A 17385-nucleotide genomic window follows, 5' to 3' on the forward strand; every position below is an offset into this window, starting at 1 on the left:
GTTACAGCGGCAGCGGCGCCTGCATCGGTTCGATGCGGCCTTCGCCGCGCGCAATCTTCTTGAACTCGGCGCGACTGACCGACACATAGCGCTCGTTGCCGCCAATCTCCACCTGCGGACCGTCCTGCACGGCGCGCCCTTCATCGTCCACGCGCACGGTCATGGTGGCCTTCTTGCCGGTGTGGCAGATCGTCTTGATCTCGGACATCTCGTCGGCCCAGGCCAGCAGATACTGGCTGCCTTCGAACAGTTCGCCGCGGAAATCCGTGCGCAGGCCGTAGCACAGCACCGGGATGCGCAGCTCATCCACCACTTCGCTCAATTGCCACACCTGCGCGCGGCTGAGGAACTGGGCTTCGTCCACCAGCACGCAGTCCAGCTTGCCAAGCTGCTCGATGTCCTGGCGCACCAGCCTATCCAGATCCGCGTCCTGCGCGAAGGCGGTGCCCTCGGCCTTCAGGCCGATGCGCGAAGCCACCACGCCACTGCCGGCACGGTGGTCCAGGCGCGGGGTCAGGATCAGCACGCGCATGCCGCGCTCGCGGTAGTTGTGCGCCGATTGCAACAAGGTGGTGGTCTTTCCGGCGTTCATCGCCGAATAGTAGAAATAAAGCTTGGCCATGCGCCCATTTTACTGTGCCAGGGGGCTTTTCCACCGCTTGGCGGCACTCGCCAGCAGGTAGAATATCCGGCCCGAACGCGCCGTCCCGCATGGATTTCCTCAACCCACCCCAACGCGCCGCCTGCCTGCATACCCAAGGCCCCCTGCTGGTGCTGGCGGGCGCCGGCAGCGGCAAGACGCGCGTCATCGTGGAGAAGATCGCGCACCTGATCGCGTCGGGCCGGATGCCGGCCAAGCGCATCGCCGCGATCACCTTCACCAACAAGTCGGCCAAGGAAATGCGCGAGCGCCTGGCCAAGCGCTTGAAGGGTGATGCGGCCGAAGGCCTGACCATCTGCACCTTCCATGCGCTGGGCTTGAAGTTCCTGCAGATCGAACATGCGGCCGTGGGCTTGAAGCGCGGCTTTTCGATCTTCGACGCCGACGATGCCGCCGCGCAGATCAAGGATCTGCTGCCGGGTGTGAAGCCCGACGCGGTCGAGGCGGCCAAGAGCCTGATCTCGCGCGCCAAGAATGCCGGCCTGTCACCGGAAGAAGCCATGGCCGCGGCGCGCAGCACGCGCGAGCAGGAAGCCGCCGCGCTGTACGCGCGTTACCAGGCACGCTTGACCACGTTCAACGCGGTGGATTTCGACGACCTGATCCGCCTGCCGGTGCAAATCCTGGAAGGCAATCACGAGATCGCGCTGGCCTGGCGCGAGCGCATCGGCTACCTGCTGGTGGACGAGTGCCAGGACACCAACGACGCCCAGTACCGCCTGCTCAAGGTGCTGGCCGGGCCGCGTGGCGATTTCACCTGCGTGGGCGACGACGATCAAAGCATCTATGCCTGGCGTGGCGCCAACCCGGACAACCTGCTGCAGATGGCGCAGGACTATCCCAAGCTGGAAATCATCAAGCTGGAGCAGAACTACCGCTGCAGCAATCGCGTGCTGCGTGCGGCCAATGCGCTGATCGCCAACAACCCGCACGAACATCTCAAGAAACTCTGGAGCGATCAGCCCGACGGCGATCGCATCCGCATCTGGGAATGCCGCGACAACGAGCATGAGGCGGAGAAAGTCGCCGCCGAGATCTCCTTCCTGCATACCGGCAAGCAGGCGCCGTGGAGCGATTTCTGCATCCTGTTCCGTGGCAATCACCAGTCGCGCGCGCTGGAAAAGGCGCTGCAGCTGTTGCGCGTGCCTTATCATCTGACCGGCGGCACCGCCTTCCTGGAACGCCAGGAAGTGAAGGACGCCCTGTCGTGGCTGCGACTGGTCGCCAACCCGGACGACGACACCGCGTTCCTGCGCGCGGTGCAGTCGCCCAAGCGCGAAGTGGGCGCCACCTCGCTGGCCAAGCTGGCCGAGATGGCGCAGCACATGGGCGTGCCGATGTCGCGCGCGGCCGAATCGATGGGCGTGCTCAAGGCCTTGCCGGCACGCGCCGCCAACGGACTCAGTGCGTTTACCGATGTCGTCCGCGATCTTCGCGATCAGACCAAGCTGCTGTCGGCCAAGGATCTGTTGTTGCGCTTGAACGAGCGTTCGGGCCTGTTGGCCGATCTCCGCTCACAGTGCAAGGACGAAGCCGGCTTCCAGCGACGCAAGGCCAACCTGGACGAACTGGCGGACTGGTTCGATGGTGGCCCGCGTGGTGGCAATGTCGGCGATCTGGCCGCGCAGCTGGCGCTGCTGTCGCGCAACGACAAGGATGACGGCGGCAACCAGGTGCGGCTGATGAGCCTGCACGCGGCCAAGGGGCTGGAGTTCCGCTATGTCTTCATCGTCGGTTGCGAAGACGGCACCCTGCCGCACGAGATCAGCGTGGAGGAAGGCAACCTGGCCGAAGAACGCCGGCTGATGTACGTCGGCATCACCCGCGCCAAGCAGGCGCTGTGGTTGAGCTACAGCCGCGAGACGCGGCGCTTCCGCGAAAAGGTGCGGCTGATGCCGAGCCGTTTTCTCGATGAGTTGCCGGCCAGCGAGTTGCAACGCGACGGCGCCGATCCGGTGGCCGATGCCGAGCGCAAGAAGGAGCGGGCCAGCGCCGGCCTGGCCGCGATCCAGGCGATGTTCGACTGACGCTGTTCAAGCGGCAGCGTCCTGATAGGCTGGCGCCAGTCCACCGGATGCTGCCTCGATGACCCGATCCAGTCCCGTTTGGTTGCCCATCGGTTTTGCCATCGCCGTGATCGGCGTGGGTTTCAAGTTCTGGCAGTTGCCGGCTGAAGTCGCCACCCTGCCGCAGGCCCTGTACGGGCCGGGCTTGGCGGCGGTGGCCGTGGTCGCGTTGCTGCTGCGCGCGCTGGGAACAGGCCGCTTCCTGAAGATCTGGCTGGTGATTGCCTTGAGCGTGCCGCTGGCCGTGGCGATTCGCTGGCTGCTGGGTGCACCGGCGGCGGATGCGTTTGGCATTGCGGTGACCGTGGGCCTGATACTCGGCCTGGCGGCGTCGTTCGTGGGCACGGCCATCGGCAGCCTGCTGTTGCTGCGCAGCAGCCGTCGCCCCGACTGATCAGCCGCCCAGCGAGCCGCGCAGTTCGGCCAGCTGCGCGCGCAGCTCGGCCACGTCGCTTTCCAGCTGCTGCACCCGTGCCGCCAGTTCCGTGGCTTCGACGCCGCCGTCCGTCGCCGTCGCGGCAGACGTGCGCGCGCTGATTGCGGCCACGTCCACCGGCCCGCAGAGCAGGTGCATGTAGCGATCCTCGCGCTGGCCCGGGCCGCGTGGAATCTGCACCAGCAGATCGCGCGCCGCCAGGCGCTCCAGCTGGTGGCGGAGGTCCTCGGCATCGGCGAAGCGATGCAGGCGATCACTGCGCGCCAGCAGCTCATGCACGGTCTGCGGGCCACGCAGCAACAGCAGGCCCAGCAGCACCACTTGCTGCCTGGGCACGTTGAAATGACTGGCGGCGCGATGCTCGTAGCGCTCGGCGCGCGAGGAGAACACCTGCCGGGCCAGACCCTTCTGCTCGAGCTGGCGCAGGCCATGATTGACGGCGCCGGGATCCAGGTTCATCACCGGCTCGCGCGCGGATTTCTGGTTGGCCGCCGACTGCGCCGCATTGACCGTCAGCGGATACGTATCGGGGGTGGTGGCTTCCTTCTCGATCAGGCAGCCGAGCAGGCGGGCTTCGGCTTCGCTCAATCGGGGCGTGGATTCGGGGGTGCTGGTTTCATCGTGCTCTTTCATGCGTACAGCATAGCGCCGCGCCGACGGTGGCCGGCCCGATCGATGGCCGTCCGCTGGACTCCGCAAAAACCAGACTCGGCTAAAATCGGCGCGCTTACGACACCGGACTCCCCATGCGCCCCTCCCTGCTTGCGGCCAGCCTGTTGGCCTCCCTCTGCACCCTGGCCGCCTGCAAGCGGACCGAACCAGCCGCGACCGCTGCTCCTGCAGCGCCCGCCGCTGCCGCAACGCCCGCTGCTGCCCCCGCAGCGACCGGCCACGACAATCTCAACGCCGTGGCCTGGGTGCAGACCTCGGTGGAATACCGCGCACTGGCCGAGCAAAGTTATCGCGCCGCGGCCGATCACCTGGATATCGCGCTGAAGGAAAAGCACTGGGACGCGCTGGTGCCGTCCGAGCGCGCCAACGCGGCTACCGGCCTGAAGCCGGCGGTGGTGATGGACGTGGATGAGACCGTGCTGGACAACTCGCCCTACCAGGCGCGCCTGGTCCGCGACGGCAAGCAGTACGACGACATCAGCTGGGACCAGTGGGTCGCCGAGAAAAAAGCCAAGGCCGTTCCCGGCGTGGTCGATTTCGCGAAGGCCGCGGCGGCCAAAGGCGTGACCGTGCTGTACATCTCCAACCGTGCCGTGCACCTGAAGGAAGCCACCCTGGCCAACCTGCGCGCCGTGGGCATGCCGGTGGCCGACGACAGCGTGTTCCTGGGTCTGGGTACGGTGCTGCCGGGCTGCGAGCAGAATGGCTCGGAGAAGAATTGCCGGCGCCGCCTGGCCGGCGAGAAGTACCGCGTGCTGATGCAGTTCGGTGATCAGATCGGCGACTTCGTGCAGGTGGAGGTCAACACCCGCGAAGGTCGCGACCAGCTGTATGACGAATACGAAGACTGGTTTGGCGAGCGCTGGTGGATGCTGCCCAACCCCACCTATGGTTCCTGGGAGCCGGCGCTGTTCAACAACGACTGGCAGCAATCCGAGGCCGCGCGCCACCAGGCCAAGCGCGATGCACTGGACGTGGCGCCATGAGCGCGCGCGCGCCGCTGGCGCTGGGGCCGCGCGAGCGCCTGATCGTCGCGCTGGACGAATCCACCGGTGACGAAGCGCTGGCCTGGGTCGATCGGCTCGGCGATGCGGTGCAGTTCTACAAGATCGGCATGGAATTGCTCGCCAGCGGCGAGTACTTCCGCGTGCTGGACGAATTGGCCCGGCGCGACAAGCGGGTGTTCGTGGACCTGAAGTTCTTCGACATCCCCGCCACCATCGCCGGGGTCGTGCGTGGCCTGTCCCGCTGGCCGGTGAGCTATTGCACGATTCATGGCTGGCACGCCGGCATGATGGAAGCGGCCGCCGCCGCGCGCGAAGGCGACATGCGCCTGCTGGCGGTGACGGTGCTGACGTCCATGGACGGCAAGGATCTCCATTCCATGGGCATCAACGGCGAACCGGCCGACATCGTCGTGCAACGTGCGCTTGCGGCCCAGGCAGCCGGCATCGACGGCGTGATTGCCTCGGGCCAGGAAGCGGCCGGCATTCGCGCGGCCACGGGCGCGGGCTTTGACATCGTCTGCCCCGGCATCCGCCCGGGCGGGCCGGTCGGGGACGACCAGAAGCGTACTGTCGGCGTGGCCGAGGCCTTTGCCCATGGCGCCACGGCCATCGTGGTGGGTCGTCCCATCCGCCAGGCCGCCGATCCGCGCGCCGCGGCCGAGGCCATGCAGGCCGAAATCGCGCAGGCTCTGATATAAATCAATAGCTTGATTGGCGTATTGTCAGGTATTGCTTTAAATATGCGCGCCCGGTAGGCTTGCCGCATCCGGTCTCGGCCGGAGCTGTGCCACAACACTTAGTCCTCCGGCCTCGGCCGGTTTCAGGAGCCGCCGCTGAACCCAGCGCGGCTCTTTTTTTATTCGCGCCGCCCTTGCTCCGTCACCGGAACTGCCGCCAAGATGCCGTTCGACTGGGGGAGTCAGCTGCCACCATGCCATTCCGACGACACGCTTCGCCGCTGGTCCTGTTGCTGTGCCTGCTGTGCGCGCTGCTGGCCGCTTGCAAGCCGCAGCCGCAGGAACTGGCCGGTGCCACCAGTGAGCCGGCCGCCGCCGTACGCGATCTGATCGGCTACCTGCAGCGCGACGACCTGGCGGGATTCGCCCGGGCCGCCGTGCCGGCCGAGGACTATGCCGCGCTGGAAACAGCATGGCGCGAAGACCGCAGCCGCTGGCCGCTGACCGAACTGCCGCTGGAAGATCGGCTGGTGCCGATGCTGGCCGCGTTGTCCGCGCCCAATGCCGAGGCCAACCTGCAGCGCAGCTTCGAGCGCCAGTTCGCCCGCCAGGATGCCGATCTGCGCGACGCGGCCCGATCGCTGGGCCTGTTCGGCGTGCAGTACGTCAAGAACGAAGGTCAGTACACGCCCGAACAGCGTCTGCACTACACCCAGGTGATCAACGCCCTTAGCGAATGGGGACAGGATGCACCGCTCGGCGATCCGGCGCTGGCACGCAACACCGTTCGCAGCCTGGCCGCCGCCGCCCGCACCGCCGGCATCGACAGCGAGCAGGCGCTGCGCGAGGCCGGCATGGAGGGCAGCCTGCGCAAACTGTCGCCATTCTTTGCCGCCGCCAAGGCCGGCTTTGCCCGCTACGGCCTGCCGCTGGAGGCGAGCCTGACCGGATTGCGCACGGGTTTGGTCCAGCAACAAGGCGACCATGCCACCGTGCGCATCCACTACCCGCTGGGCGAACGCGAGATCGACAGCCAGGTGAAGCTGGAACGGCGCGGTGGCCGCTGGTACTTCAGCGACTACCTGGCCGAAGCAGCGCGCGCCCGTGCCGGCGCGGCCGCGACGCCGGCCAGCGAGCAGGCGCCGGTCGCGCCCACACCGGAAGAAATCGACTGAGCCGAGCAACGGCGGTCAACGAGCAGGCTTCAGCGTTCAATCTGCGGCCTCGCGACCGTTGCCGTGGCCTCGCGCCCGCTCGCGCTTTTCAGCGTCACAGCCCTCTAGGCCATAATGCCCCCGATGCCTGAACAGAATTCCCTGCCTTTCCCGGAGCCGCCCGCCCCGCCGTCGTCGCCGGACAAGAAGCCGGCCGGCACGGTGGCCGACGGCCAGCCGGCCACGCCTGCCAGCGATGCCGCACCGGGCCCCGCCGAAGAACTGCGGCAACCGATGGTGCCGCCGGCGCCCCTGCGCGCGCCGGCCCACCCCAACAAACGTCCGCTATGGGCGCGCCTGCTCGGTCGCCTGGCCGATCCCTGGCTGTCGCTCAATCTGGAACCGGCCTCGCCGCGCGAAGTCGTCGACGACCGTCCCATCTGCTACGTGCTGGAAGACTACGGTCTGTCCAACGCTTTGATCCTCGACCGCGCCTGTCGCGATGCCGGCCTGCCCTCACCGCTGGTGCCGTTGCCGGTGCCGGGTGATCCGCTCGGCCGCAAGCGCGCTTATGTGGCCTTGTCGCGGCGCAATGCCAGCACCCTCATTCCCGATCAGATCAGCGCCAAGACCCACTCCGGGTCGTTGGCCAAGCTGCTGGCCGCGCACCGCGAGCACCCGGACCTGGATGTGCAACTGGTGCCGGTGTCGATCTTCGTCGGCCGCGCGCCGGACAAGCAGAGCGGCTGGTTCTCGGTGCTGTTCTCGGAAAACTGGGCGATCGTCGGCCGCTTCCGTCGCCTGCTGGCGATCCTGCTCAATGGCCGCGGCACCATCGTGCGCTTCGCCGCGCCGGTCTCGCTGCGCGATACCGTGGCCGAGGGGCTGGATCCCGAGCGCACGGTGCGCAAGCTCTCGCGCGTGCTGCGCACCCACTTCCATCGCATCCGCGAGGCGGTGATCGGTCCGGACCTGTCGACCCGCCGCCTGCTGGTGGATCAGGTGCTGGCTTCCGAGCCGGTGCGCGAGGCGATCACCGAACAGGCGCGTCGCGACAAGAGCAAGAACGAGGACGCCTGGAAGAAGGCGCACGCCTACGCCTGGGAAATCGCCGCCGACTATTCCAACCCGGTGGTGCGCTCGGCCAGCTTCCTGCTCTCGCATGTCTGGAACCAGATCTACGACGGCGTGCTGGTCCACCACCTGGACAAGGTCAAGCAGGCCGCACCGGGCCACGAAGTGGTCTACGTGCCCTGCCACCGCAGCCACATGGATTACCTGCTGCTCTCGTACCTGCTGTACGAACGCGGCATCGTGCCGCCGCATATCGCCGCCGGCATCAACCTCAACCTGCCGGTGGTGGGCACCCTGCTGCGCAAGGGCGGTGCGTTCTTCATGCGTCGCAGCTTCCGTGGCAACCCGCTGTACTCGGCGGTGTTCACCGAATACGTGGCGCAGCTGGTCTCCGGCGGTTATTCGCTGGAATACTTCATCGAAGGCGGGCGCTCGCGCACCGGCCGGTTGCTGCAGCCCAAGGGCGGCATGATCTCGATGACCGTGCGCGCCTTCCTGCGCCAGCCGCGCAAGCCGGTGCTGTTCCAGCCGGTCTACATCGGCTACGAGAAGCTGATGGAAGGCAACAGCTACCTCGACGAGCTGAGCGGCCGGCCGAAGGAAAAGGAGTCGATCTGGCAACTGCTGTGGAGCATCCCCAAGGTGCTCAAGACCAACTACGGCCAGGTGGTGGTGAACTTCGGCGAGCCGATTCCGCTGGCCGAGGTGTTGGGCATGCATGCGCCTGAGTGGGACGGCAAGCCGGTCGGTGATGACGAGAAGCCGGCCTGGCTGTCGGACACCATCGACACCCTGGCCCAGCGCATCCAGGTCAACATCAACCGCGCCGCCGACGTGAACCCGATCAACCTGCTGGCGCTGGCGCTGCTGTCCACGCCCAAGCATGCGATGGGCGAGGCGGATCTGGTCGCGCAGATCGAACTGTCCAAGACCGTGCTGGCCGAACTGCCGTATTCGGATCGCGTCACTGTCACCCCGCATTCGCCGGAGCGGATCATCGCCCACGGCGAAGAGATTGGCGTGCTGCGCCGGACCAAGCATGCGCTGGGCGACGTGGTGGCCTTTGATGGCGACGACACCGCGGTGTTGATGAGCTACTACCGCAACAACGTGCTGCACCTGTTCACCGCCTCGGCCTGGATCGCCTGCTGCTTCCAGAACAACCGGCGCATGAGTCGGGCCGGCGTACTGCGTTTGGGTCGCGGCCTGTATCCGTTCCTGCAGGAAGAGCTGTTCCTGCCCTGGACCGAGGAAGAGTTCGTCGAGCGCATGGAGCGCACCATCGATCTGTTCGTGCGCGAAGGCCTGCTGCAGCACGTCAACGATGACGACGGCGGCATCCTGGCCCGCAATGCCGGCCAGACCGATGAAGTGTTCCGCCTGCGCGCCATCGGCCACTCGTTGCAGCAGGCGTTCGAGCGCTACTACATCGCCATCTCGGTGCTGGTGAAGAACGGCCCCGGCAAACTCGGCGCCGCCGAACTGGAAAGCCTGTGCCAACAGGCCGCCCAACGCCTGAGCCTGCTCTACGCCCCGGCCGCGCCGGAGTTCTTCGACCGCACCCTGTTCCGCAGCTTCATCCAGAAGATGCGCGAACTGCGCCTGGTCTGGCCCGACGAAAACAGCAAGCTCGTTTTCGACGAGCGCCTGGACGCCTGGGCCAAGGACGCCAAGGTGATCCTCGGCCGCGAACTGCGCCACACCATCGAAAAAGTCAGCCCCGAAGCCGCGGTTCCCGAAGCCCCGCCGCCGCCGGAAGCCTGATCCGCTCTTCGCTAAAATGCATGGAGCATCACCAGCCCCTTAGTAAGGGGCGATTCGCGGCGAAGCTGCGAATGGGGATTGGCAGCGACGCAGCGGGGCCCAATGTTTTGCTGCGCAAAACTTTGGGGGTCTTTTAGGCGAAGCCTGAAAGACCCTGCACCGTCCCCACGGTGCAGGGCTACCACCACCACCGTCTCACCACTACCCCTGCAACACTCCCTCGAAACTACGCTGCAACCACGCCCGCGCGGCGACGCCTTCGCTGGCGTCGATCACCATGTCGCGCAACGGCGAGCCGCATTCAATCAGCTGGGCGGCGTCATCGATCACCAGCACCATCCGCAGCAACTCCACACCGCCCGGATACACCACGGGCGGCAGATACTCGCGAAACCCGTAATGTTCGAAGGCGTCAATCAGATAGGGCTCGCAGGCGACCAGCCAGAAGCGCACGCCGCTGCCCTGCGCCCAGCGATAAGTGCCGGCCATCAGCTGATCCACCACGCGCTTGGCGCGCTGATCGGCCTGCACGGCGAAGCGCGTGCCCACGGCCACGCATTCCAGAGGCCAGGACCGCGCAAATCGATCCACCTGGAACAGGCTGCCGTACTCCACCTGCACCGCCGAGGAAGCAAAGTCGTGCATGCGGATCGTCGCCACCGCCTGCGCCTGCGACTCCAGTTCCACCACCATGGTGCTGCCGCAACCATCGAGTCCGTCGGCAATGCGCTTGCCATGGCCACCGGCCTTGCCGCGCTCGAGGAAATACACCTCGCGCCGCAGGCGCTGCACATCGCCCAACGCCTCACCCGGCCCGATACGGCGCACCCGCAGGGGCAGGCGCGCCTGTCCGGGCTCGCGCGGGCCAGACAGGACTGACAGCAATTTGTTCTCCGGGCTCATGCGGCGGCAGGCTCGAGACGACCCGGAATGGGTCGCTGCTACACCTGAACACGCAAGCATCGGGCCAACTCCGTCCTGCCCGGCCGGCAAGGCCTGTGGGGCCTGAGCGGCGCCGCCAGGCCGGCGAACGGCAGCGGCCCGTGCAGGGGGTGACGCGATGCGTCAGCTTCGGCCGGGATCGGGCCAGCGCGGCGGCATCAGGCCGGCTCGTCGGGAATCAGCGAGCTTTCCAGCCTGGATATGCAGTCTTTCAGCCACAGCTTGCGCTTCTTCATGCGCTTGACCGCGACTTCGTCGGCCTCGATGTTGGCGACCAGCAATCCGATCGCCTCATCCAGCTCGCGATGTTCGCGGCGCAGTTCGACCAGTTGCAGGGCGATGTCGGCAGGGTTGATGGCGTCCACGGGTCGAGCGTACACCGGCCCATGACAATCCGTCACCGCGAGCGGGGTCGGTACAATGGCCCTTCGCATGAATACCCCACAGTCCCTGCCACGCGTGCTTGCCGATCCCCTGTCGTACAGGCCGGGTCCGCATCCCGCCAGGCAGGAACCGCACAAGCTGGCCAGGCGTCTGCGCCGCCAGGTGGGCCAGGCGATTGCCGACTACGCGATGATCGAGGAAGGCGACAAGGTGATGGTCTGCCTGTCCGGCGGCAAGGACAGCTACACCCTGCTGGACCTGCTGATGCAGCTGCAGAAGAAGGCGCCCGTGCGCTTCGAGCTGGTGGCGGTCAACCTGGATCAGAAGCAGCCCGGCTTTCCGGCCCATGTGCTGCCCGACTACCTGCGCGCGATCGGCGTGCCCTACCAGATCCTGGAGCAGGACACGTATTCGGTCGTCACCCGCGTCGTGCCGGAAGGCAAGACGATGTGCTCGCTGTGCTCCCGCCTGCGCCGCGGCGCGCTGTATGCGCATGCGCAGGAGGCGGGCTTCACCAAGATCGCGCTGGGCCATCACCGGGACGATCTGGTCAACACCTTCTTCCTCAACCTGTTCCACCACGCAAAAATCGCCGGCATGCCGCCCAAGCTGCTGTCCGACGATGGCAGGCATGTGGTGATACGGCCGCTGGCCTATGTGCGCGAAAGCGACATCCAGGCCTATGCACAGGCGCGGAATTTCCCGATCATTCCGTGCGATCTGTGCGGCAGCCAGGAAAACCTGCAGCGCAGACAGGTGCAGAAGATGCTCGATGCCTGGGAGCGCGAGTCGCCCGGCCGCGTCGAGACCATCGCGCGTGCGTTGAGCGACGTGCGTCCCGAGAAGCTGGGTGATGCGCGGCTGTTCGACTTCCTTTCACTGGGCGCACGCCAGGATGCAACGCGCATCGACGCAGGCGCCTGGCAGTCGGGCGACCTGCCCGATGACCACGATTCCGTCTAGTTGCCGGTCCCGGCAACTTCTCCATTCCCGCTTTTCCTTACTGGCTATTCAATGTTCTTTCGCAACCTGACGCTGTTCCGTTTTGCCCCCACCCTCGATTTCTCGCAACTGGACGAACTGCTCCCGGAGGCCGCGCTCAAGCCGGTCGGTCCTCTGGAATTGTCTTCGCGCGGTTTCATTTCCCCCTTCGGTCGCGGTGAAGACGGCCTGTCGCACCGGGTCAACGACGCCATCTGGCTCAGCGTGGGCAGCGAGGACAAGATCCTCCCCGGCGCGGTGGTCAACGATCTGCTCGCGCGCAAGCTCGAGGACATCGAGGCCAAGGAAGGGCGCAAGCCCAGCGGCCGCACACGCAAGCGACTCAAGGACGATCTGTTGATGGAGCTGTTGCCGCGCGCCTTCGTCAAACCTTCGCGCACCGATGCGCTGCTGGATCTGGAGCACGGCTTCGTGGCGGTGGACAGTTCCTCGCGCAAGAGTGCGGAGAACGTGGTCTCGGAGATCCGCCGCGCGCTGGGCAGCTTCCCGGCCCTGCCGCTGAATGCCGAAGTGGCGCCACGTTCGGTAATGACCGGCTGGATCGCCGGCGAACCGCTGCCTGAAGGCCTGAGCCTGGGCGAGGAGTGCGAGCTGAAGGACGCCATGGACGGAGGCGCGGTGGTCAAGTGCCAGAACCAGGACCTGCAGAGCGATGAAATCGCCAAGCACCTGGAAGCCGGCAAGCAGGTCACCCGCCTGGCGCTGACGCTGGATGACCATGTGTCGTTCGTGCTGGGTGAAGACCTGATCATCCGCAAGCTGAAGTTCCTGGACGGGGTGGTGGATCAGCTCGAGAACAGCGAAGGCGATGACCGGCGCGCAGAGCTGGATACGCGCTTCGTGCTGATGGCCGGCGAGGTGAAGCGCTTGTTCATCGTGCTGGAGAACGCGCTCAAGCTCAGCAAGGCCGAATAACGCCTGTATTCAAGCGCGTTTCGGATCTACCATGCCGGCATGCCCCGCCTGTTCCAGCGTCTGATCCGCCCCGCCCCGCGCAGTGTCGAGCGTGACGTGGTCGGATTGGTGTTCGACGATGGCCGGCAGATCGACGTGCAGCGCGTGCGGGATCCGCGCGCCAAGCGCCTGAAGCTGAGCGTGGATGAGCGGGGTGCGCGCCTGACCTTGCCGGCGCGCGCCAGTCTGGTCTCCGGTGAACGCTTCCTGCAGCAACACCGGCAATGGTTGCAGCTGCAACTCGAGCGGCACGCCGACAGCCTGGATCTGCCGGCGCTGCAGCCGTTCATCAGCACCCATCTGCCACTGCGTGGGCAGCAGGCGCCACTGCATTGGCTGGAGGGCCGCTTCCTGGCGGTGACCGGGGACGAGACCGGCGTGCAGATCCGCTGGCCCGCCCGGGCCAGCGAGGCGATGTTGCGACGCGCGCTGCGGCGCTTCTACGAGACCGAAGCGCGCAACGACATCGGCCGCTGGTTGCCGCGCTACCTGGCAGATTTGCCGCGCGCGCCGGGGCGCATCCGCCTGAAGATCATGTCTTCGCAATGGGGCTCGTTGAGTCCGGATGGATCGATGGCGCTGGATCTGTCGCTGGTACTGGGACGTCCCTCGGCTTTCAAATACGTGCTGGTGCACGAGCTTTGCCATCTGATCCACGCCAATCACTCGCCGGCGTACTGGCGCGAGGTCGAGCAGCGCTTCCCGGAATGGCAGCAGGAAAGGGCGTATTTCCATGCGCACGGGCGTCATTTGAAGGCCAGCTTGCGCGCCTTGCTGGCCGGTTGAGTCCCGCCGGCGCGTTAACCCAGCGTCGGCATCTGCCGCGATCTACGGACAATGGAGACAGAGAATGCGTGGAGTAGTGATGTTGTGCTGCCTGGCGCTGGCCTTGACGGCCTGCAAGAAGTCGGCGGATGAAGCCCTGGCCGAAGCAGCCATCAAGGGCGCGACCGGTCACGACGTGAGCGTGGACAAGGACGGCGAAGAGGTCACGATCAAGACCGACGACGGCGACATGAAGATCAGCGGGGGCCAGAGCGCCACCTTGCCCGCCAGCTTCCCGCAGGACGTCTTCCTGCCCGGCAAGTACAGCGTCGAAAGCGTGGTGGAGATGAACAGCACGCAGCTGATCGCCCTGAGCACCGAAGGCGATGTGGCCAAGCTCTACGCGGATGCGCGCGCGCGCATGGAAAAGGAAGGCTGGACGCAGACCATGGCCATGCAGGGCAGCGCCCACGATGGCCTGCTGGCGTATGAAAAGGGCGATCGCAAGGCGACCGTTTCCTTCAATGCCGAACCGGACACCCAGACCGTCGCGGTGGGCCTGCAGATCATCGGGCCGGAACAGAAGACCGCGGTCAACTGAGGCATGTCAGCGCCACACAGCTACTGGAAGAAATCACCGATCGCCGCCGCCACGGCGATTGGATCTTCCATGTGCAGGTGATGCGTGCCGGGCAGGACGATCAACTCGCCGTGCGGAAGCAGGCCGGCGCGTTGGCTGCGCAGGGGTTCCGGGAAATAAGGCTGCGCCGGTTCGGCATAGATGACCCGGGTGCGGCAGTCGATGCCGGCCACCAGCGCCGACACCTGGGCTTCGTCCAGTCGTTGCGGTGTCGGCAGGGTCAGGCGCTGATCGCTGCTCCATACATGGCCACCCTCAACCGCACGCACGCCGCGTTCCACCAGCAGCCGTGCATTGGCCTCGCTGAGCTGGTTGGCCTGCATGCGCGCGCGCACCGGCATGGCCAGATCCGGGAACAGCCGCAGGCGCTTGTCGGGCAATGCGCGCGCGGCGGCGATGGCTTCCTGCCAGCGCGCGGCGGTACGGGCCACGGTTTCCGACAGGCCACCGAGCGCTTCAATCGCCACCAGTCCCTGCACGCGGTGCGGCGAGGACGCGGCCAGCAGGCTGGCAATGCCGGCGCCCATCGAATGCCCCAACAGGTAGAACTGCTCCCACTCCAGCGCATCGGCCAGATCCAGCACCGCGTTCACCGCCACGCCGCTGGTGTATTCCGCGCCTGGCCCCAGATGCACGCTGTGTCCGTGCCCGGGTAGATCCGGTATCACCAGTTCCAGATCCGGCAGGCAGGCGGCCAGCGGGACGAAGCTGGCGGCATTGTCCAGCCACCCGTGCAGGGCGATCACACGCGGCGCGCCCGGTGTACCGCCACGCAGACCGCGCAGTTCACCCATGGCAATGGGTGCGGAGAACTCGCGCAGGTTCACTCGACCTCACCCAGCGCGCGGCGCGCGATCGCGGCGAGCGCATCGGCATGCGCCGGTTCGGCGTTGAGACAGGGGATGTAGCGCAGCTGCCCGCCCTGCGCGGCGAAGCGCTCGACGAAGCCGATGCCGACTTCTTCCAGCGTTTCCAGGCAGTCCACCGCAAAGCCGGGACAGACCACGTCGACCTGGCGCATACCGCGGGCGGCGAGCGCATCCAGGCTCAGGTCGGTCGCCGGTTCCAGCCAGCGCTCCTTGCCAAAGCGCGACTGGTACGTAAGGGTCCACTGATCGTCCGACAGGCCCAATGCCTGCGCAATCGCGCGGGTGCTGGCATCGCATTGCTGCGGATACGGGTCCCCGGCACGCGCGAGTCGCTGCGGCAGGCCATGGTAGGAGAACAGCAGGTGTTCGCCGGTGCCATGCTGTTGGCGCCAGCGTTGAATCGAATCGGCCACCGCTGCCACCCAGCCCGCATCGGTGGCGTATTGCTCGACCACATGCACCTCGAAGTCGCGCGCTTCGCGGGCCAGCACGTCTTTCACCGATTCGGTGGTGGTGGTGGAGTACTGCGGATACAGCGGCAACACCACCAGCCGGCGCACGCCCTGATCGCGCAGCGCACGCAGTCGCGCGGGCAGTCCGGGCTGGCCATAGCGCATGGCGTCATGCACGCGCCACTGCGGCAAACGCTGTTGCAGCGCCTGCGCCAGCTGGCGCGTGTAGACCGCCAGCGGCGATCCTTCCGGCAGCCAGATCTGTTGGTACTTGTGCGCCGCCTTGGGCCCGCGCAAGGGCAAGATCAGTCCGTGCAGCAAGGGGTACCAGATCCAGCGGCTCAACTGGACCACGCGCGGATCGTGCAGGAACTCGGCGAGGTAGCGCCGCACGGCGGGTGCCGTGGGGGCCTCGGGCGTGCCTAGATTGACCGCGATCAGCGCGGTATTGGGTGCGTCGGGCATGCGCCTATTGTGGCAGAGCCGGCGAACCGCCAGCGCTGATCCTTTCTATCCACGTCGTTGATGCCATCGATGCAGGCCACTCGCCGATGCCCGATTGTCAGCGGCGATTCATTGCCTCACTCCTATTTTCAGGCAGTTGCAGTATCTTGCTGCGAATCCGCCTTTGGAGCGTCCCATGAAGCGCCGTTCTTCCCGCCTGCTGATGCTGCCCGCCGCCACGCTGCTCGCCGCCGCCTTGTTCGCCACGCCGGCCTTCGCCGGCCAGAAGGAAGACGAACGCGCCACCAATGCGGTGCGCGTGCTGGATGAAATTCGCCGTATCCCGGAAGAAAGCATTCCCGACAAGCTGCTGGACGAGGCCAAGGCCATCGTCGTCATCCCCGACAGCCTCAAGGCCGGTCTGGTGTTCGGCGGTCGTCGCGGCCATGGCCTGATGTCGGTGAAGAATCCCGATGGCACCTGGTCGCAACCGGTCTTCATCAAACTCACCGGCGGCAGCATCGGCTTCCAGGCCGGCGTGCAGTCGGCGGACATCGTGCTGGTGTTCCGCAATGACCGCAATCTGGACAACATCGTCAACGGCAAGTTCACCCTCGGCGCCGATGCCGGCGTGGCCGCAGGACCGGTGGGCCGCAATGCCGCCGCCGCGACCGATGGCCAGTTGAAGGCCGAGATCTGGTCGTGGTCGCGCGCGCGTGGCCTGTTTGCCGGGGTGGCGCTGGACGGTGCCGTCATGCAGATCGATGACGATGCCAACACCTCGGTCTATGGCAGCGCCGGCACGCCGCGCGCGATTTTCGAAGGCCGTGCAGGCGCGCCTTCGGCGGCGGTGGTCGGCTTCCGCGATCAACTGGAAGAAGCCACCTCCGCAGCGCGTGCCGCGCGTGGCGGTGGCAATGCCACTGCCCAGGCGAGCCAGCGCCCGGTGCTGCCGACCACGACGGTGACCCCGTCGACGCCGACGTCGGCCGAGACCGCTCCGCTGGGTGCGCAACCTGCGGCCGCCGCCCAGCAGGGCTTCCAGCCCGTGGGCGAAGGCGAAGTCCGCACCGAGCCACTCAACACCACACCCTGACCGGACTGGAGCGGACGCGCCTGATTGGCCGTCCGCCTGCGGTATCCTAGCGGTCCCTGACTTACTTTCTGCGAGCACACCATGGGCGGTCTTAGCATCTGGCATTGGATCATCGTGCTGGTGGTCGTGCTGCTGATTTTTGGCACCAAGCGCCTGCGCAACGTCGGCTCGGACCTGGGCGAAGCCGTGAAGGGCTTCAAGAAGGGCATGCGTGATGAAGACGGCAAGCCGGTCGAGCGTCTGGATGATCAGTCGCGCAAGGACGAGACCAGCGCCTCGAACGAGCGCGACCGTAACTCGCAATAAGCACGCGGCCCCTCTGCCGC

General features: G+C 66.5%; 18 protein-coding genes. 12 read left to right on the forward strand and 6 right to left on the reverse strand.

The features are described from left to right. Position 1: 1 nt before the first annotated feature. On the reverse strand, positions 2–622 hold the full coding sequence (locus B5X78_RS08840) for a thymidine kinase (RefSeq protein WP_079724035.1): 621 nt from the start codon (positions 620–622) through the stop codon (positions 2–4). Positions 623–711: 89 nt separating this feature from the next. On the opposite strand from B5X78_RS08840, the gene B5X78_RS08845 reads away from it, so the two are divergent. Both B5X78_RS08845 and B5X78_RS08850 read left to right on the forward strand, forming a co-directional pair. Further along, a complete protein-coding gene (locus B5X78_RS08845) occupies positions 712–2688 on the forward strand; it encodes a UvrD-helicase domain-containing protein (protein WP_079724036.1) in 1977 nt (658 codons plus the stop codon). A 58-nt stretch (positions 2689–2746) separates the two neighbouring features. After that, positions 2747–3121, forward strand: coding sequence for a hypothetical protein (locus tag B5X78_RS08850; RefSeq protein ID WP_139381472.1), 375 nt, complete (start codon positions 2747–2749; stop codon positions 3119–3121). On the opposite strand, the gene B5X78_RS08855 is transcribed toward B5X78_RS08850, so the two are convergent. Further along, complete coding sequence (locus B5X78_RS08855; RefSeq protein WP_079724038.1) at positions 3122–3796, reverse strand: YceH family protein; 675 nt, start codon at positions 3794–3796, stop codon at positions 3122–3124. A 113-nt stretch (positions 3797–3909) separates the two neighbouring features. On the opposite strand from B5X78_RS08855, the gene B5X78_RS08860 reads away from it, so the two are divergent. The 4 genes from B5X78_RS08860 to plsB all read left to right on the forward strand — a co-directional run bounded on the left by B5X78_RS08860 (position 3910) and on the right by plsB (position 9511). Then, positions 3910–4821, forward strand: coding sequence for a 5'-nucleotidase, lipoprotein e(P4) family (locus B5X78_RS08860; RefSeq protein WP_079724039.1), 912 nt, complete (start codon positions 3910–3912; stop codon positions 4819–4821). After that, entirely contained in the window at positions 4818–5540 is a 723-nt protein-coding gene (pyrF, locus tag B5X78_RS08865; RefSeq protein WP_079724040.1) for an orotidine-5'-phosphate decarboxylase, read from the forward strand. The genes B5X78_RS08860 and pyrF overlap by 4 nt, the downstream gene beginning before the upstream one ends. 233 nt (positions 5541–5773) lie before the next feature. Then, complete coding sequence (locus B5X78_RS08870; RefSeq protein WP_079724041.1) at positions 5774–6694, forward strand: hypothetical protein; 921 nt, start codon at positions 5774–5776, stop codon at positions 6692–6694. A gap of 114 nt (positions 6695–6808) precedes the next feature. Continuing rightward, positions 6809–9511 (forward strand): glycerol-3-phosphate 1-O-acyltransferase PlsB, encoded by a 2703-nt coding sequence (gene plsB, locus B5X78_RS08875; RefSeq protein ID WP_139381473.1) that lies wholly within the window; start codon positions 6809–6811, stop codon positions 9509–9511. 201 nt (positions 9512–9712) lie between these two features. Here the strand turns inward: plsB and B5X78_RS08880 are convergent, their stop codons facing one another. Both B5X78_RS08880 and B5X78_RS08885 read right to left on the reverse strand, forming a co-directional pair. Continuing rightward, positions 9713–10414, reverse strand: coding sequence for an N-acyl amino acid synthase FeeM domain-containing protein (locus tag B5X78_RS08880; RefSeq protein WP_079724043.1), 702 nt, complete (start codon positions 10412–10414; stop codon positions 9713–9715). Between the two features lie 197 nt (positions 10415–10611). After that, on the reverse strand, positions 10612–10818 hold the full coding sequence (locus tag B5X78_RS08885) for a YdcH family protein (RefSeq protein WP_079724044.1): 207 nt from the start codon (positions 10816–10818) through the stop codon (positions 10612–10614). A 67-nt stretch (positions 10819–10885) separates the two neighbouring features. Between B5X78_RS08885 and ttcA the strand changes: the two genes are divergently transcribed. From ttcA to B5X78_RS08905, 4 genes are all read left to right on the forward strand, one after another. After that, on the forward strand, positions 10886–11800 hold the full coding sequence (ttcA, locus tag B5X78_RS08890) for a tRNA 2-thiocytidine(32) synthetase TtcA (protein WP_079724045.1): 915 nt from the start codon (positions 10886–10888) through the stop codon (positions 11798–11800). A 51-nt stretch (positions 11801–11851) separates the two neighbouring features. Continuing rightward, positions 11852–12754, forward strand: a complete 903-nt coding sequence (locus tag B5X78_RS08895; protein WP_079724046.1) for a recombination-associated protein RdgC — start codon at positions 11852–11854, stop codon at positions 12752–12754. 39 nt (positions 12755–12793) lie between these two features. Beyond that, positions 12794–13579: a M48 family metallopeptidase gene (locus B5X78_RS08900; RefSeq protein ID WP_079724047.1), complete on the forward strand. Its 786-nt coding sequence runs from the start codon at positions 12794–12796 to the stop codon at positions 13577–13579. A gap of 64 nt (positions 13580–13643) precedes the next feature. Continuing rightward, entirely contained in the window at positions 13644–14159 is a 516-nt protein-coding gene (locus B5X78_RS08905; RefSeq protein WP_139381475.1) for a hypothetical protein, read from the forward strand. Positions 14160–14179: 20 nt separating this feature from the next. Here B5X78_RS08905 and B5X78_RS08910 read toward each other — a convergent pair whose 3' ends face one another. Continuing rightward, a complete protein-coding gene (locus B5X78_RS08910) occupies positions 14180–15019 on the reverse strand; it encodes an alpha/beta fold hydrolase (protein ID WP_176140838.1) in 840 nt (279 codons plus the stop codon). A 2-nt stretch (positions 15020–15021) separates the two neighbouring features. Next, on the reverse strand, positions 15022–15984 hold the full coding sequence (gene hemH, locus B5X78_RS08915; protein WP_079724049.1) for a ferrochelatase: 963 nt from the start codon (positions 15982–15984) through the stop codon (positions 15022–15024). Positions 15985–16186: 202 nt separating this feature from the next. Here hemH and B5X78_RS08920 point away from each other — a divergent pair, with 202 nt between their 5' ends. Both B5X78_RS08920 and tatA read left to right on the forward strand, forming a co-directional pair. Beyond that, on the forward strand, positions 16187–17059 hold the full coding sequence (locus B5X78_RS08920; RefSeq protein WP_139381522.1) for a lipid-binding SYLF domain-containing protein: 873 nt from the start codon (positions 16187–16189) through the stop codon (positions 17057–17059). 81 nt (positions 17060–17140) lie between these two features. Then, complete coding sequence (gene tatA / locus B5X78_RS08925) at positions 17141–17365, forward strand: Sec-independent protein translocase subunit TatA (protein ID WP_079724051.1); 225 nt, start codon at positions 17141–17143, stop codon at positions 17363–17365. Positions 17366–17385: the final 20 nt, after the last annotated feature.

Source organism: Pseudoxanthomonas indica, from assembly GCF_900167565.1.
Classification (GTDB): Bacteria; Pseudomonadota; Gammaproteobacteria; order Xanthomonadales; family Xanthomonadaceae; genus Pseudoxanthomonas_A; species Pseudoxanthomonas_A indica.